The following is a 20,855-nucleotide window of genomic DNA, read 5'->3' as shown; positions in this document are numbered from 1 at the left end:
TATATCAGCCCCAAATACTACGCCGTGCAGATCGCACCCACAATAGCCACTGCCTCACGCGTGCCCTCTGCCAAAATCTCGCCGTCGCGCACGCCGCAGTGGAGCTGCGCGCCGTCGCTGACTCCGGGGCCGAGGCCTTAACTGTGGCCGGCAGTCTCAGCGGCTCCCCCCGCACCACCGCACATACGCATCCCAGCGTTCCTGCGGCAGGGCTTCGCCCTCGTGGCGGGAGAGCCAGTCCTTGCCGTCTTTCTCGGCGCAGCGGCAGGTGCGGCTGGCGGATACGGCGCTGCCGCCCGCATCCTTGTTTTGGGCCTCGCAGGCCAGCAGCATGGAATTCAGCTTTTGCTCCGGCGAGCGCTGCGCTTCGTAGAGCGCGTTCAGCACCATGAACGCGGTGGCGATCAGCCAAATCATCCAGAGCTTCACGGCGCGCGCCCTTCCCGCGGCGGCGCGGCCCGGGTCAGCTCCAGATCACGCATTGCTTGACGAGCCGCTCGTGGACTTCCTGCGAATAGTCCGCGTCCGGGTTTTTCTCGATCCAGCCTTTCGAGCGGTCGATCATGCAATCGCACACTTTCATCGCCTCAAGGTCCTGCACGCCGCCATCGGTCAGGCGCTCCACGCACACCCTGGACATGCGGGCGAGCTTTTCTTCCTTGGTTTCGCCCAGCGGCGCGCCGCCGCTGCATGCGGCCAGCCCCAGCGACAGGACGCATGCGGCGCCTGCGATAATCGTCTTCATGTGCGTTCCCCCTGTAACGGTCGGCAAGCGACATAAGGCGGAACGGTTGAGGCGAAGTTACTCCGCCGCCTCCTTCGCCTTGCGGCCCGAGGCCGTTGCTTTCGCAGGGGATCGCTCCAGCATCGGCGCGAGGTACTGGCCGGTGTAGCTGCCCTTCACCTTTGCCACCTGCTCCGGCGTGCCTTGCGCCACGATCTCGCCGCCGCGCACGCCGCCGTCGGGGCCGAGGTCGAGGATGTGGTCGGCCACCTTGATCACGTCGAGGTTGTGTTCGATCACCACCACGGAATTGCCCTGGTCGACCAGCCGCTGCAGCACTTCGAGGAGCTTGCGGACATCCTCGAAATGCAGGCCCGTGGTCGGCTCGTCGAGGATGTAGAGCGTCTGCCCGGTGCTGCGCTTCGACAGCTCTTTCGCCAGCTTCACCCGCTGCGCCTCCCCGCCCGACAGCGTGGTCGCCTGCTGGCCCACCTTGACATAGCCGAGGCCGACCTCGTTCAGCATGTGCATCTTGTCGCGGATGGGGGGCACGGCCTTGAAGAAGCCCTCCGCATCCTCGATCGTCATGTCGAGCACGTCGGCGATGCTGAGGCCCTTGAACTTCACCTCCAGCGTTTCGCGGTTGTAGCGCTTGCCGCCGCATTCCTCGCACGTGACGTAGACGTCGGGCAGGAAGTGCATCTCGATCTTGATCAGCCCGTCGCCCTGGCACGCCTCGCACCGGCCGCCCTTGACGTTGAAGCTGAAGCGGCCGGGCTTGTACCCGCGCGCCCGGCTTTCCGGCAGGCCGGCGAACCAGTCGCGGATCTGGGTGAAGGCGCCGGTGTAGGTCGCCGGGTTGCTGCGGGGCGTGCGGCCGATGGGCGACTGGTCGATCTCGATCACCTTGTCGCAATATTCGAGGCCGGTGACCTTGTCGTGCGCGCCCGCGATGACCCGCGCGTTGTTGAGCGTGCGCGCGGCCGACGCGTAGAGCGTGTCGATGGTGAAGCTCGACTTGCCGCTGCCCGACACGCCCGTGACGCAGGTGAAGGTGCCGAGCGGGATGGAGGCGGTCACGTCCTTCAGGTTGTTCGCCCGCGCGCCGTGGACGGTGAGGCTGTGGCCGTTGCCCTTGCGGCGGGTGGCCGGGATGGCGATCTCCCGCCGCCCGGTGAGGTAGTCTGCGGTCAGGCTCTTCTTCGAGCGGAGCACTTGCTTCAGCGTGCCCTGCGCCACCACCTCGCCCCCGCGCACGCCCGCGCCGGGGCCGAGGTCGACCACATGGTCGGCAGTGCGGATGGCGTCCTCGTCATGCTCCACCACGATCACCGTGTTGCCGAGGTCGCGCAGGCGCTTCAGCGTCTCCAGCAGCCGGTCGTTGTCGCGCTGGTGGAGGCCGATGCTCGGCTCGTCGAGCACGTAGAGCACGCCGCTGAGCCCGCTGCCGATCTGGCTGGCGAGGCGGATGCGCTGGCTCTCCCCGCCGGACAGCGTGCCGCTGGTCCGGTCGAGGTTGAGGTAGTCGAGCCCGACATTGTCGAGAAAGCCCAGCCGCTCGTTGATCTCCTTCAGGATCGCGCGGGCGATCTGCTGCTGCTGGTCGGTCAGATGCGCCTCCAGGCCGAGGAACCACGCCTTCGCGTCCGCAACGCTCATCTTCGTGGGCGTGGCGATGTCGGTGACGCCGGAATGCCCCGGGATCTTCACCGACAGCGCCTTTTCATTGAGGCGCTTGCCGCCGCAAGTCTCGCACGGCTGCGCGGTCTGGTACTTCGACAGCTCCTCGCGCATCCACGCGCTCTCGGTCTGCAGCATGCGGCGGTTGAGATTGCCGATCACGCCTTCGAACGGCTTGTTGACCGTGTACTGCTTGCGCCCGTCCTTGAAGGTGAGGGGCACCCGCTTGCCCTTCGTGCCGTGGAGGATGACGTCGCGATGGTCCGGGTCGAGGTCCTGCCACGGCGTGGTGAGGTCGAAGCCGTATTCCTTCGCCAGGCTGCCGAGCACCTGCATGTAATAGGGCGACGGCGGATTGCTCTTCGCCCACGGCACGACCGCGCCTTTCTTCAGCGTCAGCATCTCGTTCGGCACGACCAGCTGGGGGTCGAACAGCTGCTTCTCGCCGATCCCGTCGCAGGTGGGGCAGGCCCCTTGCGGCGCGTTGAACGAGAACAGGCGCGGCTCGACCTCCTCGATGGTGAAGCCACTGACCGGGCAGGCGAATTTCTCGGAAAAGACGATGCGGTTCGCGGGCAAGCCCGCGCCTTTCATCGCGCCTCCGGATGCTTCCTCGCCCTCGCGCCCCGGCACGACGCCGTCAGCCAGATCGACATAGGCCAGCCCTTCGGCCAGCTTCAGCGCGGTTTCGAAACTGTCGGCAAGGCGCGTCTCCAGACCCTTTTTCACCGCCAGCCGGTCGACCACGACTTCGATGTCGTGCTTGAACTTCTTGTCGAGCGCCGGCGCTTCCTCGATGGCGTAGAACTCGCCGTCGATCCTCACACGCGTGAAGCCGGCCTTCTGCCATTCGGCCAGCTCGCGCCGGTATTCGCCCTTGCGCCCGCGCACGACCGGGGCGAGCAGGTAGAGCCGCGTGCCTTCGGGCAACGCCATCACCCGGTCGACCATGTTGGAGACGGTCTGCGCCTCGATCGGTTCGCCCGTGGCAGGCGAGTAAGGCACGCCCACCCGCGCCCAAAGCAGGCGCATGTAATCGTAGATCTCGGTGACGGTCGCCACGGTCGAGCGCGGATTGCGGCTGGTGGTCTTCTGCTCGATGCTGATGGCCGGCGAAAGCCCGTCGATATGCTCGACATCGGGCTTCTGCATCATCTCCAGGAACTGGCGCGCATAGGCGGACAGGCTCTCGACATAGCGCCGCTGACCTTCGGCATAGATCGTGTCGAAGGCGAGCGAGCTCTTGCCCGAACCCGACAGCCCGGTGATCACGATCAGCGCATCGCGCGGCAAGTCGATGTCGACGCCCTTGAGGTTATGCTCGCGGGCGCCCCGCACGGAGATCTTGGTAAGTGCCATATGTGGCTATGTTCCGGTTATGTTCGAGTGTGTCAAGCGCGGCCCTGCCCGATGAGCGGACCAGCGCGAAAGGCGTTCCGGACATGTGGGATTTCGGACGGGAAAAACAACTTGGGGGCGGAGCATCCTCGCTTCACGAGCGCTAAGATTGCGCCGCCATAGTGTGGAACCGACGATGCTGGCCCCGGTTTTGGCACTATGGGACGCCCCCTACCCAGCATTGCCGTCATCGCTGCCCTCGCTCTTGCCGCCGCATGCTCGGGCGACCAAGCTCCGGCCACGGACGGGGATGGCGACAGCATCGCCGCCGATGACACCCGGGTTGCCAAGGGCGATCCGGGTAACGAGGGCCCGCCTGCCAAGACCGAGAGTGTGTTGGACAGGCCGGAGGCGGTCGATGCCGGAAAGACCGACATGGTCGCCACCGTCCCCACCCGCTTCCGCGGCACCTTCGCGCCCGACCGACAGGCCTGCGCCGAAGACTACGACTACCAGCCCACGTTCCAGAATGTGGATGTGGCGGCCGACCGCGTGCAATATTTCGAGAACGGCGGCCCGGTGCAGGACGTGGAGGTGGACGGCAATTCCATCGCCATCGATTATCTCGACACCTATGGCGACCAGCGCACGCCGCAGGTCATCTACCTGGCGCTGGAGGGCGATAGCGCCGTCCGCTACCGCCATTCCCGCACCGATCCGGTCCGCAACTACGTCCGCTGCGACTGACCCGAAGGCCAGCCGGACGCGGGGCGCAGCTTAGTTCCGCTTGCCCACGAATACGCCGTTGATGTCGAGGCCGGGCACGTCCGTGGCATTGTCGCGGCGGATGTCGAAAGCGCCGCCCACCTCATTCGCCGCCGGGCCGAAGAACCAGCCGTCGATCGAGTAGGAATAGGGCGAGGCGTTGCGCGATCCGCTGAACTGCGAATTGAACAGGCTGCCTTCGAAGTCGAAATTGCCCAGCGAAAGCGATGCGAGCGTACCGTCGCGGTCGCTGGCGACGAGGCCCATGGCCGCGATGAACGACACGTCGCCGAAGTTCACCGTCATGGCGAGCGTGCCGTCGATTTTCGCATCGTCCGAATAGCCCTGGACATAGCCGCCACCGGTCACGATGCCGCTATAGCTGGCCGAGCCCGAACGCGGGCGATTGTCCGCCAGCGTGCGGTCGCCCCAGACCGACCAGTAGCGGTTGGTGAGCAATTCGCCGCGGAAATCGGTCGTCTTCTGCGTGACTTCGCCGAACGTGACGTAAGTGAGATCGATGACCGGGTTGTCGCTGCGGAAATTGAGGACCTTCAGCTCGTCGTCGCCCTTGCGATAGACGACGAAGCGGTCGTCGCTTTCCGCAGCCACCCTGTCGGTGCCGGCGAAGGACACGTCCATCGGTTCGTAACCGAAATTGCCGGCGTTGGGATCCTTGGAAATCTGGTAGGAGTCGGTGTCCGGGTCGTAGGTGACGAGCGTCCAGCCCCGCGAATAGGAGTAATCGCCGCCGCGATCTTCCTGCGTGGCGGTGGGCGAGAGATCGTACGTCGTGGTGGCCGTCACGTCCGCCAGCGGCGTTCCTGCGGCAATCACGGTGTCGTCGCGATCACCATAGACCACGCCGACAAGGCGCGAACCGTCGGTTGCGCTGGCGCTGTAAGTCGCACCCACCTCGTCGGCCGCCGGGCCGAAGAACCCGCCCGACCAATCGCCGGTGAAATCGGGCGCGCCGTTTTCGCCCGCCACGTTCCATGCGCCTGCGAAATCGCTGGTGCCCGAACCGATTGCGGCGTTGCCGTTCCAGGTGCCGATGGTCTCGAAGGCATCGTAATCGCGGATCGCCCCGCTGCCGGTCAGAATGCCGGTGGCGAAATTCACCGCGATGGAGCCCTGTCCGGTCAGCGCGAACGGGGTCTGGCCACTCAGGAAGGCCGTTCCGCCGAGATTTACGCGGTAGCCCGCCTCACCGGTCGGCAGATTGGCGGGATTGGTTTCGAAACCGAAGATGAATTCGTCGAAGCGGTAGTTGTCGCCGTCCTTGTAGACCCACCGCCCGGGCGAGAGGTAATCCATGTAGCCGTACTGCAACCAGCCCTGCGGGATGTCCGACTGCCAGCTGCCGGCGTAAGCATCCAAAAGAGTTTGCGGCCCGCTATCTTCCGCCATGAACTTTGCGACCGTGCGCTGTGGGCGGAAGAACTGGTAGAGTCCGCCCTGTTGCGTGGTGTAGCCGACGCGGAAATTCGCCTCTCCGCTGCCGGTGATGGTGGCGGGCCCGGTCTTTCCGTTGGCGTCGAACTCGACGTACCGCGCCTCGCCGTTCCAGAACTGGCCGCTGTTGAGCGCCGCGAAGCTGGTGTTGCCACCGCCCGCCCCGGTGGAACGGCCCATGATCGTGCCGACCGTGATGGTGCCGTCACGCGGCAGCTGCGCCTGATAGGTCGCGCCCACTTCCTGCGCATTCGGCCCGAAGAACTGGCCGCTGAAAGTGCCGGTGTAGGTCTCGGTGGAAATCAGGGCGAGCGTGCCGAAGAATTCGTTCACGCCGCTGGTGATCCGGCCACTGCCTTGCAAGGTGGCCGGGCCGTTTGCGGTGTCCGGGATGAAGGCATCGAAGAACAGGCCGCCGCTGCCGAAGTCGACGATCATCTCGCCTTCGCCGGTGTAGCCGTAGAGGTTGTCCTGCAGGCCGAGCGCGCCGGTAACGGTGATGTCGTAGAACGCACCGCCGGTGGGGATCGCCGTGTTGGCGGTGGGGAAGCCGAAGACGAAAGCGTCGAAACTGCCTTCCACGCTGTTCGTACCGTCGACGATCCGCTGCCAGAAGGCGCTGCCGACGTATTTATAGGTGAAATTGCCGCTCTGCCCGTCGCGCGTGATGCTGAGGAAGTCGGTCGTGGTGCCGCCCGCCTTGCGGTAGGTCGCGATCGAGGAGCTGCTCTGGCTCGCATCGAAATCGGCGGAGGTGAAGGTCAGTGTCTTGCCGTCTGCGGTGATCGTCCACGATCCGCTTGCCGCGTTGAAGGCGAGGCTGGCGGCACCCTGGCGCAGGGCAAAGCTCGGTGTCGCGCCGGACTTGGGATAGGTCCCCACCCCGCTGCGCGCGGTGCCCTGGAAACTGATCGACTGGTTGAGGCCGTCCAGGCTCGTCGCGGTCGGTGTGGGCGAAGGTGTCGGCGAAGGTGTCGGTGCGGGCGTTGGCGCCGGGGTCGGTGAAGGACTCGGCGACGGACTCGGTGAAGGACTGGGGCTAGGCGAAGGAGCCGGGGCGGGCGGGCGCGGCGTGCTGCCCACGCCCCCACCACCACCGCCGCAAGCGGACAGGACCATGGTTACGGCGCAGATCGAGGCCTGCGCGGCCAGACGATACTTGGACATGTTGTAAGCGAATCCCCAAGTCGACACCGCAACGTCCCATCGACACGGGCGACGACTTGCAAATACTACGCTGCAAACGAGTCGGGAATAGAGAAAATGCAGTCGCGGCGGCGGAGTACTCCCCCGCCGCCGCGCCGAGACTTCAGTCCTTCTTGCCGACAGCCACGCCGGAGTATTTCGAACGACCGGCCGCTTCGTCGTTCAGCACATCGAACACGGCGCCATACTCGTTGGCATCCGCACCAAAGAAAGCGCCCCGCATCTGGCCGATTGCACCGTTTGAAGCATCGCTGTCGACCGAGCCACCAAATCCATTGTTTGCAATCTGGCCATTGAACAGGAAATCGCCGATGGCGGTCGAACCAGCATCGTCCTGCACCAGGCTGAGCCACAAGGTCATCGTGCCCGCACCGAAATCGGCCGCGATCTCGGAGATGCCGCTCACCGTGCCGGTGTAGCCCGTATTGGCATTCGTGCCTTCGGCCACAACGATCCCCGAATATGTCGCATTGCCCGCCCGCGGCAGGGTGCTGGAGGGCGTTTCCAGTCCGAAGACCGTGAAATATTCCCTGAGTGTACCAGTGTCATCCCGCGGCGCAACCCTGCCGAAGGTGAGATAACTGAGTTGGATTTCGGGATTGCTTTCGCCCAATACAGCAATGAAGCCCGATGCGCCCGGGTTGCCGCCCGTTTCATAAAAGTTGCGCGAAGAGGTGCTCGACGCCACATCGATGTCGCCATCGTCGAACGCGAACTTCATCGGTTCGCTTGCCGATGGGTCTATCGTGAAGGCGTAACCTCCTGTCGCCGGATCGTAGGTTACCTCGACCAGATCGACATAAATGCCTGAATAGATCGAGTAGCCGGTCAGGTCGGTCGGTTCGGTAGCCCCCGCAAGCGTGCGACTGGAATCCGTGATTGTGTCGTCCTGAACACCGGTGAACGTTCCTGTCGCCGCGCCGTTCTCATCACGCGCAGCAAACGTCCCACCGACTTCCTCTGCCGCCGGGCCGTAGAACATACCGGAGAAATCGCCTGAATAATTGCCGATGCCACCAAAATCGAAAGTGCCGGAAAAGCTGTTAGCAGTGGACGAGATCGATCCGGTCCCGCTTAGGACGCCGGTGAAGCTGTCGCCGGCACGGCCTGAAAGGAAATAGTCCTCGCCAAACCGCAAGCTACCGGACAGATCTAGCGCGCCGGACACGAATGAGGCCCTCAGCGCGCCGGTTCCTTGGATCAGAAACGGATTCGCATAATCGGGGTCGACCACCCGACCGTCGAACGTCAGGCCATAGGCCGCCTCACCAGTTCGCGGTGTATCGGCGTTCGCCGTGGGGAAGCCGAATACAGCATAGGAATAGAGATAGTCCGGATCGATTTCGGGATTGGAATATCGCCACGCGCTGCTCGCCACATATGTACGGCCTGTCAGCAATTCCCAGTTGCTGAACCCCATCGGCATGCCGAGGATCGAATTGCCGAAAGCGTCGAACCTGTCTTCCGGACCCCCTGCGCGAGACAGCTGGTAAGTATTCGTGACGGCATCAAAGAAGATCGAAAGTTGACCTTCATCGATCGCGACCGACGAAATACTTTCGGTGGAGTTGCTCTGTCCGGGGGCCTGCGCCGCGTCGAAACGCACTGCGACATCCTGCACGACGAACAATTCGCTGTTTTCCAGCCTAGGCCCGCCGTCGTCGGGACGGAAGCTGTCGTTGGCCGAGGCCGCTCCCGCCCGCCCCATGAGCGTGCCGGTTGCGACATTACCGACACTGTCCTGCGCAGCCCATGTCGCGCCAATTTCTTCCGCGGCCGGACCAAAGAACATGCCCGCAAAAGAGCCCTCATACGTCTGGAAATCGGTAAGGGTGAAACTGCCGGAAAATCTGTTGCCGTCGGAGGCCAGTGCTCCATCGCCGGAAAAAGTCATAAGGTCGCGACCGGGATCGCCATCGGTAATGATCATCTCACCGATCAGAAAAATCTTTCCGCTTTCGAAATCGATGCGTGCTTCGCCCGTACCGCCGATTGGAAAAATATTAGGCCCGGTGGTCATCGCACCATAGGCGGTCAGGGCGTAACTGCCCTGACCCGTCGTCGGAACGCCGTTATCCGGCGTCTTTACACCGTAGATGATGGAATCCACCGCCCCGCTGCCGGACGTGCTGTTTTGCGTAGTCTGCTGCCAGAAGGCTGAACCGACATAAGTGAAATTGACGCCGCCTGCGTCTGCACGGGTAAGCGTTAGCGAATTCGTGGTATCGCCCGAGGTCTGCACATAAACGGTGACGCTGCCGTTCGACAGAGATGCGTCGATGTCGCTCTCGGCGAAGGTGCGTGTGCCGCTCGGCGTAGTCAGAGTGTAGCTCTTGCTGTCGGCGTTATAGACGATCTGGGCGACCACGCCTTCCTGAATTGTACCGTTTCCAGCGGATCCGTTGGCTTCCAAGGTCGCACGGCTGGCAAGATTAGCGAAGCTTTCGCTCTGCAATTCACCGTCGAGCGTGTTGTTCACGCCGGTTCCGGGTGCAGGCGTCGGCGCAGGGGAGGGGCTCGGAGTCGGCGAAGGGCTCGGGCTCGGCGATGGCGCAGGGGCCGGCGGACGCGGGGTGCTTCCCACACCGCCGCCACCGCCGCCACACGCGGCCAAGGCAAGGGACACGGCGCAAAGCGATGCCTGCGCGGCGAAGCGAACACGATTCATTGTACGACCCCCATTGGTTCTGCGAAACCAGATCTCAGAATGCAGCGGTGATCCCGATCTCCGCCGCAATCCGTTGATAATCGTATATCTCCACCGTTGACAAGTTTCGCTCGTAAGAGACCCGCAACAGGGGCGCGAGACCTTCGAAAGTCAGGGCGCGGAAGGTGCCGGACAGGCTGACATCGAAGCGGTCGTCTTTGCGCCGCTCGGGGTAGAGGAACAGCCGGCGGTCCGCCTCCAACCGCTCGTACCCGCCGCGCACGACCGCCGTAGTTCGGCCGATCTCGCGGAAGGCGTAAAGGTCGATCCCGCCGCTGGCGGTGGAGTAGCCCGGATCGTTCGCCATGCGCCGGTCGCCCGACAGGCGCACGCCGCCCCCGCTGCGCTGCGAAAACGCGCGGTCGAGGCCGAGCGTCAGCTGCGCCCGGCGCGCATCGCGCAAATCGTTGAGGCGGTCGTCTTCCTGCGTGGCGCTGCCTTGCAGCCGCAGCTGGGTGCGCGGATCGACGGCGTGGGTCACCGTGGAGGTCACGCCGAGCGTGCGCGAATAGAGATCGCCGCCGAACCAGCGCAGCCCGCCCAGCGCGGCGAGGTCGACCCGCCACGTCTTGCCCAGCACCATCTCCGGCCCCGCCTGCAGCGCCAGCGAATAATCGTTGAACTGGCTCTTTTCATAAGCCCTGCCACTGCCGCTCAGCCGCAGCAGCAAGTCCGTATCGTCGCGCAGGCCGATCCGGCCATAGGTCTGGGCGCGCGCCGACAGGCCGATGCCGCTGGTTTCCTGCGCATCCTCGCTAAGGTCGAAATCGCCGATGATCGTGCCGAGCGTGTCGGACTGGGTCGCGCGGTTGATGTTGCTGTCGGGCGCCAGCGCCAGCTCGATGCTCGCGCCGAAGGGTTTCCGCCCGCTCAGCGCCTGCTGGTAGAAGCGCACCTGCCGCGCGACTTGCGGTGGCAGGTCGGCGGTCTGCACGGCGCGCAGTTCGCGCGCGGCCTCGTCCCGGTTGCCCAGCATCGCCTGCATCCGCGCCAGTTCCAGCCGGACGCGCGCCTGGTCGGGCTCGTCGTCCACGATACGGCGGAACAGCACCGCGGCATCGGCATAGCGCCCCTGCCGGTCGGCCAGCATGATTGCGTGGCGGAACCGCGCCTCGCTGCGGATCGACTGGTCGGGATCGTTCGCCAGCGCCTCATAAGCCGTGGCAGCAGTGGCAAAGTCGCCCTGCGCCTTGGCCTGCTCTGCGAACTCGAACAGCTGCGCGGCAGTCACCTGCACACTTTCCTGCGCTTGAGGGGCGGTTTCCTGTGCGGTGACGGAAACGGGCAAAGCGGCGCAGGCGAGCAATGGCCCGACCCAAAGCCGGCGGAACGATGTGGATTTCATGGAAGCTCGACCCAAGCGGAATGACCGGGAAGCAATTATCACGCCCGTCGGGACCTTCCAAGCCACGAAACGAGTGCGAGACACGCCGAACCGTGGACACGATGGCGAGCCTGTCCGTTGGTTAGGTAAGACAGGGGCAGTTGCACCCACATTCCAAGTGTGGAGGCCAAAACCCCGAAAAGAAAAAATTTTTACGGAGACGACCCCTTTATATGACCTCGCAGGATGCCCGACGACTAGCCGCCGACCATGCCGCCCACAGCGCGCATGGCCGTGCAGCGGCGAAGCGTCAGCGGACCAAGCGCGAGACTTTGAAGGTTGCGTTGCGCCGCATTCGTGACGAGCCGTCGGCCATTTTGCGACGGTTCGACCCGCAGAAGAAACGCACCAAGAGCGATGCCCGGATGAGCAAAGGCTCGCTCCTGCTCGCCGCTGGCGCATTGTCCGTCGCGGCCGGGTCGTTGCCGGTCGACTTCGCGCATAACAATCAGGCGCCCGTGACGGCCGAAATGGTCCAGGAAGCCGAAAACATTCGCAAGACAGCCGATCGCCTGACCGCCAGCGAGGCGCTGAAGGAAGCGCTGCTCGAAGAAGAAGGCGTCCGCTACACGGTTTATCGCGACGTTGCGGGCTATCCGACCGTCGGCGTAGGCCATCTTGTGACGCCAGCCGACGGACTACGGGTGGGCGACACCATCACCAAGGAACAGGCGCTTGCTTTTCTCGACAAGGACATCCGTATTGCCGAGGAAGGCGCGCGTAAGCTCGCCGGGACAACCAAGTTCTACCAGCATGAATTCGACGCTCTCGTCGATCTCGTCTATAATGTGGGCGTCGGAAACGTTTCCGATGCGAAAAGCCCACAGCTGAATGCGGCGATCGACGCCGGGGATTACGAAGCGATTGCCGACCAGCTCGATTATGCCAATGCGGGCGGAACCAAGTACAAGGGTCTCGAACACCGCAGTGACAGGCGCGCAAACATCTTCGTGGATGCCGATTATGCCGACCCGCGCGAAGCGTAGCGGGGCGGCTCTTCTGTGCGCCCTGGCGCTGGCCGGATGCGGACTGGCGGAAGAGCGGGCCGAGTCGCAACAGGCCGATTCAAAGGCAGCGCCTGTACCGAAAAACGACAAGCGCGAGGCGGGTACAAAGACCCTGCTGGCCAAGGCAGGTGACGCGGATTGCCTGCTGCTGATCTGGGAAAAGCAGCAAAACCCCGACCGGGATTTCGACCGCCGCTTCGATGCCGCGACCGGCGGCGCGATTTCGTGCGCGACCGGCACCACGGCGAGCGAGTTCGAACGGGCCATCGCCGATATCCGCAAGGCTGCCCTGTCGCGCGACCGCAAGGCGATGATGGAGCAGGTCCGCCTGCCGCTGCTCTATATCGATGCCGACGGCAATCGCCGCGAACTTGCCGATGCAAGCGCGCTCGACGTGTTATTCAATACCGTGTTCGACAGCGAAGTGCTGGATGCGCTGGCCGAGATCGACTTGCAGGAAATGTCCGTAACCGCCGGACAAGGCGGCGATTTCCATCTGGGCTCGGTGTGGCTGGCGGTGGAGCAGGAAGCGGGCCCGCCGCGCATCGTCACGATCAACCACCAGGCGCTGGCCGAAGCGATGCAGCTAGCCGCAGCCGAAGCTGCCGCTAGTCCCGCAGCTTCCCCCGCCACGCGAGCGACCGGCGGTTAAGCGCAGCCAGGTCGGCCTCGCCCGACAACGCTTCCTCACCCAGTTGCACCGCCGCCTCCAGCTGCGCGTCGGTGGCGTTGCGATAGGCGGGCGCGGCAATCGATTCGCGCCACGGCCCGCCTGCCGCGTGGTCCAGCAGGATGCGCTGGAAGCAATGGTCGAACCGCACGGGCCAGCCGCGCGCGTCGGCCGCGGCCGGCATATCATCGCGGGTCAGCGCAAGCCAGCGCGCCTCCAGATCGGTGCGGTTCATGCCAGCCTAACGCGGCAGGTGCCATGACGGTTGCAAATGCAACGAATGTGCGGTTCAACCGCCGCCGATGATCGAGATTGTCTCCCGAAAGGAACTCCATGAAATCCCACCTGCTTGCGGGCATCGCCGCGACCTCCCTTCTTGCCGGATGCGCCGCCATGACCGAGCCGCTTGAAGCCACTGGCGACCCGGTGATGGCCACCGCCATTCCCGAAGGCACCGGCATCTTCGCGCAGCCCAGCGAACTGCCGTTCCACGCTCCCGATTTCAGCAAGATCCGCGACAGCGACTACAAGCCCGCGATCGAACAGGGCCTCGCCATCCACAAGGCGGAGATCGAAGCGATCAAGGCCAACCCCGCCGCGCCCAGCTTTGCCAACACCATCGTGGCGCTGGAAGAAAGCGGCCAGATGCTGAACCGCGTGCTCGGCGTGTTCTATGCCGTCGTGGGGGCCAACACCAACGATACGCTCGATGCCATCGATGCGGAGATCAGCCCGAAGCTGGCCGCGCATTACGGCGACATCAGCCTCGACCCCGTGCTATTCGCGCGGGTGAAGGCGGTCTATGACAACCGCGCCGCGATGAGCATGACGCCCGAAGACGCGGTGCTGCTGGAAGAAACCTACGAACAGATGGTCCACGCCGGCGCGCTGCTGGACGAAGGGCAGAAGGCGGAAATCAAGCAGATCAACACCCGCCTGTCCGAACTCAGCACCGACTTCAGCCAGAAGCTGACGCAGGCGACCAAGGACCAGGCGCTGGTGGTGGCCGACGCCTCCGCCCTAGCCGGCCTGTCCGCCGGAGAGATCGAGAGCGCCCGCGCCGCAGCGCGCGATCGCGGCGTTTCGGGCTATGTCATCCCGCTGCAGAACACCACGCAGCAGCCGTCCATGCCGGCGCTGGACGTGCGCGCCACGCGCCAGCAGCTGTTCACCAACTCCTATCGCCGGACCGACCGCGGCGGCAGCACCGACACGCGTGCAAACCTGGCGGAGCAGGCGGCGCTGCGGGCGCGCAAGGCGGAGATCTTCGGCCTGCCCAACTGGGCGAGCTACCAGATGTACGACAACATGGCGAAGGAGCCGCAGACCGCGCTCGATTTCATGGGCCAGCTGACCCCTGCCCTCGCCGCCACGCAGCGGCGCGAGGCGGGCGTGCTGAACCAGGCCATCCGCGCCGACGGCGGCGACTTCACCGTCCGCCCGTGGGACTGGGACTATTACGCCGAAATGGTCCGCAAGGAACGCTACGACCTCGATGAAGAGGCGGTGAAGCCCTATTTCGAAGTCGATCGCGTGCTGGAAGACGGCGTCTTCTTCATGGCCGAAAAGCTCTACGGCATCACCTTCAAGAAGCGCAGCGATATCCCGGTCTACCACCCCACGGTGAGCGTCTATACCGTGTACGATGCCGACGGCAGCGAGCTCGGCCTGTTCTACTTCGACCCGTTCCAGCGCGACAACAAGCGCGGCGGTGCGTGGATGAGCAACTTCGTCGAACAGTCGAAAATGGCAGGCACCAAGCCGGTCATCTACAACGTGCTCAACATCGCCCCGCCGGCCGATGGCGAACCCGCACTGGCATCCTTCGACAACGTCATCACCATGTTCCACGAATTCGGCCACGCGGTACACGGCCTGTTCGCCAACCAGCGCTATGCCAGCCTGTCCGGCACGGCGGTGGCACGCGATTTCGTGGAATATCCCAGCCAGGTGCACGAGATGTGGGCGACCTGGCCCGAAGTGCTGCAGAACTACGCCAAGCACTACCAGACGGGCGAGACGATCCCGCAGGACCTGATCGACAAGATCGAGGCGGCGAGCAAGTTCAACCAGGGCTACAGCTACGGGGAAACCGTGACCGCCGCCCTGCTCGACATGAAATGGCATTCGCTCTCGGCAGCCGAGGCCGCCGCAATCGACACGCCGGCCGAAGTCGATGCCTACGAGGCGCAGGCGTTGGCAGAGCTCGGCCTCGAGACCGACCTCGTCCCGCCGCGCTATCGCTCCAGCTATTTCCGGCACATCTTCGCCGGCGGCTATTCGGCTGGCTACTACGCCTATCTGTGGACCGGAATGCTGGACCACGACAGCCGCCAGTGGTTCCGCGAGAATGGCGGCCTCACTCGCGCAAACGGCGACCACTACCGCGCCACGGTGCTGAGCCAGGGCGGGACGAAAGAACTGTTCCAGATGTACCGCGACTTCCGCGGCCGCGATCCTAAGATCGACGCGCTGCTGTCCGCCAAGGGCCTCGACGGGTCCAGCGCGGATGCGGAAGCCGACGGGTCCGACGAAACGGGCGGTTGAGATTCCCGACAAGCGGCGGGGCGCATGGCGGCGCGAAGTTGAATACTACGGACTTCGCCACGTCATGACGCCCCGCCTGCTTGCTGTTCTCTCGCCCTTCGTGCTGCTGGCCGCATGCGGCAACGGACAGCCCGCCGATGACAACGCCACGCTGAGCGCCGAAGACATCGCGGGCGAATGGGACGTGGTCCGCTTCGGCGACTGGCAGCCGGAATTCCGCATCGGCGAAAGCGCGTCCCGCACGGCTTTCGTCACCTTCGGACCGGAAGGGACCGGCTACCGGCTCGGCTGCAACTGGTCGGGCAGCGAAACGACCTTGGGTCCGGACGGCACGCTTCGGGGGCCGGACGACCAATCAATCGAATCCACCGCGATGTATTGCGAGAACCTCGACGAGCTGGAGACCGAGTTCTTCCTCTTCATGAAGAACGGCGCGAAAGTTTCGCGCGGCGAAGATGGTCAGCTGGTGCTGTCGAAGGCTGGCAAGGAGCTGGTCCTGGAACGCCCCGAGCAGCGCCGCCTCGCCTTCGTGCCGACGATCGAGCAGCTGGCCGGGCGCTGGCATCCGATCCAGACGGCCATCGTCAACGAGCGGGGCATGCGCGGCTTCGCAATCGACGAAGGCGCCATCCTGACCATCGGCGCGGATGCGCTGAGCTTCTCGCCGTGTCCCGGTTACACCGTCGCCGTCAGCTTCGACGATGCGGCCATCGCCACCAGCACTCCTTCACCCGAGCCGACCTGTCCCGAATTTTCCGAGCGCGGCGAATGGGTGGACGGGGAAGCGCGTATGCTGGACGCCATGCGCGCCTCGCCCCGTTTCGAAAAGCTCGCCGGCGGGCAGATGCTGATGACCGCAGGCGAGAACAACTTCACCCTTCGTCGGGTGGACTGACCACCAGCGCCCGCGCGCCCGGATCGCCGATCCAGCGCGCAGGCACTTGCCAGACCTGCCGGATCGTTTCGGCGGACAGGGCGTCGCCGGGAGGTCCATCGGCGACGAGGCGGCCTGCGTCCAGCATCAGCACGCGGTCGGCGTGGTTCATCGCCAGCGCGAGATCGTGGAGGACGATCACCACGCCTGCGCCGCTGTCGGCCTCTGCCTTCAGGTGGCGGAGCAAGGTCAGCTGGTGGGCAAGGTCGAGCGCGGCGAGCGGTTCGTCGGCGAGGATCCAGTCGGGCTCCCCCGCCAGCACCCGGGCGAGCAGCACCCGCGCCTTTTCTCCGCCCGACAGCTTGGTGACGGGCCGGTCCGCGAAAGCTTCGAGGTCGAGCGCGCCGATGGCGCGGGCGATGGCAGTTTCTCCCCGGTCGCTCTGGGGATCGCGGTGCGGCAGCCGCCCCAGCGCGACGAGGCTTTTCACTGCGACGTCCCAGGCGACCTCGCCATCTTGCGGCAGGTAGCCGATCCGCTTCGCCCGCTCGCGCGGGTGGAGGGCGGCGAGGCTTTCGCCGTCCAGCGACACCGTCCCGCTGTCAGGCGCCAGCAGTCCGGCCAATGCAGACAGCAGCGTGGACTTGCCCGCGCCGTTGGGCCCGCAAATCGCGGTGATCCGGCCCGGCTCCACCATGGCGGAGACATCGCGGAGGCGCTGCCCTATCGTAAGGTCCGTCGTACCCAGCGTCACGCCAGCCCCCTCCTCATCCGCAGCAGCAGGCCGAGGAAGAACGGCGCGCCGATCAGGCTGAGCGCGATGCCGAGGCGCAGTTCGGTCACCAGCGGCAGCACGCGGCAGATGCTGTCCGCCACAAGTACCAGCAACGCGCCCGCGAGCGCGCTCGGCAGGATCAGTTGCGAGGGGCGGCGATCGGTCAGCGGGCGCACTAGGTGCGGCACGATCAGCCCGACGAAGCCGATGATCCCCGCCACCGCCACGCCCGCCCCCACGGTGAGACCTACGCCGAGCACCAGCAGCGCGAGCAAGCGGCCCGGCTGCGTGCCGAGGCTGCGCGCAGCCGCATCTCCCAGCGTGAGCGCGTCGAGGCTTCGCCCCGCCAGAGCGAGGAAGGCGATGCCCAGCGCGACCAGCGGCGCGGCGAGCCACACGTCGTCCCACCCCCGGTCGGTCAGCGCGCCCATCAGCCAGGTCACGATCTCGCTCATCGCAAAGGCGTTGGGGGCAAGGCTGATGGCAAGGCTGGTGAGCGCCCCCGCGAGGCTCGCGATCATCAGCCCGGCAAGCGTGAACAGCGCGATGCCGCCGGTGCGCCCCGCGATCAGGGCGAGCAGCGCCATGGCTCCGCCCGCGCCCGCCAGCGCGAATATCGGCAGCAGCCAGCCGCTTGCTGCATAACCGAACCAGAAGCTCGCCACCGCGCCAAGGGCAGCGCCCGGCGCGATGCCGAACAGGCCGGGATCGGCAAGCGGGTTGCGCAAATATCCCTGCATCGCCGCGCCTGCCGCGCCCAGCCCAGCTCCGACCACGATGGCGAGGAGGCCGCGCGGCAGGCGCAGCTCCATCAGGATGACGGCTGCGTTGGGCGTTGTCGCCGGGTCGATCCAGACCCGCCCGGCAAGCAGCGACAGCGGCAGGGCAATGGCCAGCAGGGCCAGCAGCACGAGGTTGGCTCGGCTCACGGCAGCTCTGCCCGGATCGCGGCCAGCCGTGCTGCCAGCCGCGGCACCGTGGGCCCGCCGCAATAGAGCAGCGCGGGGTCGAGCGAGGCGTAATGAACATCGGGCAGCGCTTTCAGCGCAGGGTGGTTTAGCGCCCGCTCCCCGCCTGCGGCAATGATCACGTCGGGCGGATCGGCCAGCACGCGCTCTATCGGGAGGTAAGCGCCCTGCCCCAGACCGCGCATCGCCGCATGGTTGGCAAAACCGGCGCGCTCCAGCTGCTCCGCGACGAGCGACTGCCCGCCGGCCACGATACCGCCCTGTTGCCACAGCAGCGCGGTGGGGCGATTGCCGGTGGCACCCTCATGCTCCAGCATCCGCGCGGCCAGTCTCTCGCCCTGCTCCATAGCCCCTGCCAGCCGTGCCAGATCGCGGACTTGCGCGGCGCTTTCCTCTGCCGTCGAAGCAATTCCGACCCGCTCGACCCGGATGCCCAGCCGCTCCAGCGCACCCGCCGTGGAGGGCGCGATGAAGGTCGAGGCGACGACGATATCCGGCTCCAGCGCGAGGATTTCCTCCACCGTGCCCGATGTCGCGCCGAACCGCCGCGCGTCGGCGACGTCCATCGACGAGGCGCGCGGATCGAGGCTGTAGTGCGAGACGGCGACGAGTGTTTGGGGCGCGATTTCGGCAAGGATCGCATCGGTGCAGGGATTGAGGCTGACGATGCGCAGCGCCTCGCCATCGTCCGCAGCCTCGCCCCGCCCGCACGCCGCGAGCGCCAGCAGGCCGAGGGCGGCGAGCCGCTTCAAAGCTCTCCCCGGATGCCCACGAACACGCCGCGCGGGGTCGAATTGTAGCCGGCGGCGGTCTGGTAGTCGGTATCGAACACGTTCTCGACCCGGCCGAACAGATCGACGCCCTCATACAGCGGCATCGCGGCGCGCAGGGTGACGATGTCATAGCCTGCCAGCGGCACCGCATTGGCCGCATCGTCGAAGCTTTCGCTCACAATGCGCCAGTCCGCGCCCAGCTCCAGCCCGAACGGCAGGCGGTAATCCGCCACCAAGGTCGCGGCATGCTGCGGCCGGCGGGCAAGGACATTGCCCGCATTCGCCGCGCCGGGCGTGCGGTTTTCGGTATCGATATAGGCATAGACGCCTTGCAGGCGCAGCCCCTCGACCGGCTCGTAGGATGCCTCCAGTTCGATCCCCTGCGCCCGCGCCACGCCGATGTTGTCGTAGGTGCCGAACGGCCGGTCGGTGCAGATCGGGTCGCTGGAGCCGAAGCAGCTCGCGAATTCGATCTGGTTCTCGGTGTCGCGGCGGAAGACGGTGAGGCCGAGATCGACCGTCCCGAGGTCGGAGAAGACGATTCCCGCGTCGTAGCTGCGGCTGCGCTCCGGCTGCAGCGCACGATTGCCGAAATCGCTGAACAGCTGGAACAGCGTCGGCGTCTTGAACCCTTCGCCGAAAGAGGCCCGCAACCGCAGCCCTCTCCTGATTGCGTAGGTCAGGTCCCCGCCGAAACTGACTTCGCTCCCGAAGACGCTGTGATCGTCCACGCGCGCGCCGGCGGCCAGTTCGAAACCGGAGGCGCGGTATTCCGCTTGGATATAGGCGGCGCGCGTATCGTCACGCTGCTCGTCGTCGAACAGAGTGGAGAAGCGCCGCCATTCCAGTTCGCCGCCGAAATGAAGTGTCATCGCATCGGTCGCTCCCCAGCGCCCGCGCAGTTCGGCGCGCTCGCTGGTGCCGTCGGTGGTGTATGTCGGATCGGTGCCGAAAGCGGGATCGAAATTGGCGCGCTCTGTATCGGCGACCTGGTAGCTCGGCACGATCCGCAGGCGGTCGTCGTCATAGACCAGCCCGGCGCGGGCGAAGACCTGCCGCGTTTCCTGCGTCTCGTCCGTGTCCGCCAGCGTGAAGTCGGGCGCCGGGAAACCGTCGATCTCCAGTTCGCCGCGGCTGTAGCGGACCGAGCCTATGGCGCTTAAATTACGGGTAAGATCGAGCGAGGCGTTTGCGCCGGCGGTCACCTGATCGAACCCGTCGGCCTCGGTGCCCGTTGCGGCGGAGGAGAAGCTTTCGCTGCGCGCAAGGCCCGAATAGAGCGCGGCGCGGTATGGCCCGGCATCGAAGCCCGCCGATCCGGTGACGTACAGGCTTTCGCGGCTGCCGACTTCGGCGCTCATGCGCGTGAAATCGCCCCCCACGCTCCGTGCGGCAAGGACGCCGGCAATCGCATCGCTGCCCCAGATCGTCGAGTTGGATCCGCGAAGCAGCTCGATCCGCTCGAGATTGCCGGACAGCAGGTTGCCGAAATCGAAGCCCCCGCCCGGGCTGGCGGTATCGGCGGCGCGGATGCCGTCGACCAGCACCAGCAGCTGCTCCGCCTCCGCCCCGCGCACGCGCACCCCGGTGAAGCTGCCGGGTCCCCCGTTGCGGCTGAAAGTGGTGGCAGGGGCGCGCTCAAGCACGCGGACGATGTCGGCGCCCTGCACCTGCTCGATAGCCTCGCGGTCGAGGACGGTGACGCCGCGGCCCGTCTCATCGGGCAAGTTCCCCGGAACAACGATCAGGTTTTCGTACGCGCAGCCGGCAAGCAACTGGACGCCATCGGGACCGGGGGGATAGCAGAACTCGACTTCGCGGTCGCGCTCCTGCGCGTGGGCCACGCCGGGGACAAGCGCCGCAGCGCCGAACAAAAACAGGTATTTACGCAAGGTTCTTCCCTTTCAATCACGACACACCTGCCGCTCATGAAAGATCGCCGCAGCGCCAATTTACGCGCGCGGTTCCCTTCGCTGTCGGTA

16 protein-coding genes are annotated in these 20,855 nt (G+C 65.6%); 5 read left to right on the top strand and 11 right to left on the bottom strand.

Going from position 1 to position 20,855, the window contains the following annotated elements; translation table 11 throughout:
* Nucleotides 1–156: 156 nt before the first annotated feature.
* The 3 genes from VCJ71_RS00960 to uvrA are packed head-to-tail and all read right to left on the bottom strand — an operon-like array spanning nucleotide 157 to nucleotide 3,763.
* Nucleotides 157–429 carry a hypothetical protein gene (locus VCJ71_RS00960; RefSeq protein ID WP_324638453.1) on the bottom strand — a complete coding sequence of 91 codons (273 nt, stop codon included), beginning with the start codon at nucleotides 427–429 and terminating at the stop codon, nucleotides 157–159.
* A gap of 34 nt (nucleotides 430–463) precedes the next feature.
* Nucleotides 464–745 (bottom strand): hypothetical protein, encoded by a 282-nt coding sequence (locus VCJ71_RS00955; protein WP_324638452.1) that lies wholly within the window; start codon nucleotides 743–745, stop codon nucleotides 464–466.
* Between the two features lie 57 nt (nucleotides 746–802).
* Entirely contained in the window at nucleotides 803–3,763 is a 2,961-nt protein-coding gene (gene uvrA, locus VCJ71_RS00950; protein WP_324638451.1) for an excinuclease ABC subunit UvrA, read from the bottom strand.
* Between the two features lie 198 nt (nucleotides 3,764–3,961).
* Here uvrA and VCJ71_RS00945 point away from each other — a divergent pair, with 198 nt between their 5' ends.
* Complete coding sequence (locus VCJ71_RS00945; protein ID WP_324638450.1) at nucleotides 3,962–4,489, top strand: hypothetical protein; 528 nt, start codon at nucleotides 3,962–3,964, stop codon at nucleotides 4,487–4,489.
* Nucleotides 4,490–4,519: 30 nt separating this feature from the next.
* Here the strand turns inward: VCJ71_RS00945 and VCJ71_RS00940 are convergent, their stop codons facing one another.
* The 3 genes from VCJ71_RS00940 to VCJ71_RS00930 form a co-directional block, all read right to left on the bottom strand.
* Nucleotides 4,520–7,129 (bottom strand): transferrin-binding protein-like solute binding protein, encoded by a 2,610-nt coding sequence (locus tag VCJ71_RS00940; protein WP_324638449.1) that lies wholly within the window; start codon nucleotides 7,127–7,129, stop codon nucleotides 4,520–4,522.
* Between the two features lie 142 nt (nucleotides 7,130–7,271).
* Entirely contained in the window at nucleotides 7,272–9,647 is a 2,376-nt protein-coding gene (locus VCJ71_RS00935; RefSeq protein ID WP_324638448.1) for a transferrin-binding protein-like solute binding protein, read from the bottom strand.
* Between the two features lie 223 nt (nucleotides 9,648–9,870).
* Nucleotides 9,871–11,220: a surface lipoprotein assembly modifier gene (locus tag VCJ71_RS00930; protein ID WP_324638447.1), complete on the bottom strand. Its 1,350-nt coding sequence runs from the start codon at nucleotides 11,218–11,220 to the stop codon at nucleotides 9,871–9,873.
* A 140-nt stretch (nucleotides 11,221–11,360) separates the two neighbouring features.
* Between VCJ71_RS00930 and VCJ71_RS00925 the strand changes: the two genes are divergently transcribed.
* Both VCJ71_RS00925 and VCJ71_RS00920 read left to right on the top strand, forming a co-directional pair.
* Complete coding sequence (locus VCJ71_RS00925) at nucleotides 11,361–12,245, top strand: lysozyme (RefSeq protein WP_324638446.1); 885 nt, start codon at nucleotides 11,361–11,363, stop codon at nucleotides 12,243–12,245.
* On the top strand, nucleotides 12,223–12,918 hold the full coding sequence (locus tag VCJ71_RS00920) for a hypothetical protein (RefSeq protein ID WP_324638445.1): 696 nt from the start codon (nucleotides 12,223–12,225) through the stop codon (nucleotides 12,916–12,918). The genes VCJ71_RS00925 and VCJ71_RS00920 overlap by 23 nt, the downstream gene beginning before the upstream one ends.
* On the opposite strand, the gene VCJ71_RS00915 is transcribed toward VCJ71_RS00920, so the two are convergent.
* Nucleotides 12,875–13,171 (bottom strand): GCN5-related N-acetyltransferase, encoded by a 297-nt coding sequence (locus VCJ71_RS00915; RefSeq protein ID WP_324638444.1) that lies wholly within the window; start codon nucleotides 13,169–13,171, stop codon nucleotides 12,875–12,877. The genes VCJ71_RS00920 and VCJ71_RS00915 overlap by 44 nt on opposite strands.
* Nucleotides 13,172–13,269: 98 nt before the next feature.
* Here VCJ71_RS00915 and VCJ71_RS00910 point away from each other — a divergent pair, with 98 nt between their 5' ends.
* Both VCJ71_RS00910 and VCJ71_RS00905 read left to right on the top strand, forming a co-directional pair.
* On the top strand, nucleotides 13,270–15,483 hold the full coding sequence (locus VCJ71_RS00910) for a M3 family metallopeptidase (RefSeq protein ID WP_324638443.1): 2,214 nt from the start codon (nucleotides 13,270–13,272) through the stop codon (nucleotides 15,481–15,483).
* A 64-nt stretch (nucleotides 15,484–15,547) separates the two neighbouring features.
* Nucleotides 15,548–16,378: an META domain-containing protein gene (locus VCJ71_RS00905; protein ID WP_324638442.1), complete on the top strand. Its 831-nt coding sequence runs from the start codon at nucleotides 15,548–15,550 to the stop codon at nucleotides 16,376–16,378.
* On the opposite strand, the gene VCJ71_RS00900 is transcribed toward VCJ71_RS00905, so the two are convergent.
* The 4 genes from VCJ71_RS00900 to VCJ71_RS00885 are packed head-to-tail and all read right to left on the bottom strand — an operon-like array spanning nucleotide 16,356 to nucleotide 20,765.
* The gene (locus tag VCJ71_RS00900; RefSeq protein ID WP_324638441.1) at nucleotides 16,356–17,111 is read right to left on the bottom strand and encodes an ABC transporter ATP-binding protein; all 756 of its coding nucleotides are present in this window, start codon (nucleotides 17,109–17,111) and stop codon (nucleotides 16,356–16,358) included. The genes VCJ71_RS00905 and VCJ71_RS00900 overlap by 23 nt on opposite strands.
* Complete coding sequence (locus VCJ71_RS00895) at nucleotides 17,108–18,061, bottom strand: FecCD family ABC transporter permease (RefSeq protein WP_324638440.1); 954 nt, start codon at nucleotides 18,059–18,061, stop codon at nucleotides 17,108–17,110. Before VCJ71_RS00895 ends, VCJ71_RS00900 begins: the two co-directional genes overlap by 4 nt.
* Nucleotides 18,058–18,852, bottom strand: a complete 795-nt coding sequence (locus VCJ71_RS00890; RefSeq protein WP_324638439.1) for an ABC transporter substrate-binding protein — start codon at nucleotides 18,850–18,852, stop codon at nucleotides 18,058–18,060. The genes VCJ71_RS00895 and VCJ71_RS00890 overlap by 4 nt, the downstream gene beginning before the upstream one ends.
* Complete coding sequence (locus VCJ71_RS00885) at nucleotides 18,849–20,765, bottom strand: TonB-dependent receptor plug domain-containing protein (protein WP_324638438.1); 1,917 nt, start codon at nucleotides 20,763–20,765, stop codon at nucleotides 18,849–18,851. The genes VCJ71_RS00890 and VCJ71_RS00885 overlap by 4 nt, the downstream gene beginning before the upstream one ends.
* Nucleotides 20,766–20,855 lie beyond the last annotated feature (90 nt).

It is taken from the genome of Pseudoblastomonas aquimaris (assembly GCF_035481675.1).
Classification (GTDB): domain Bacteria; phylum Pseudomonadota; class Alphaproteobacteria; order Sphingomonadales; family Sphingomonadaceae; genus Alteriqipengyuania_B.
Note: the sequence above shows the minus strand (reverse complement) of the source record. Positions and strands in the feature narration are given on the sequence as shown.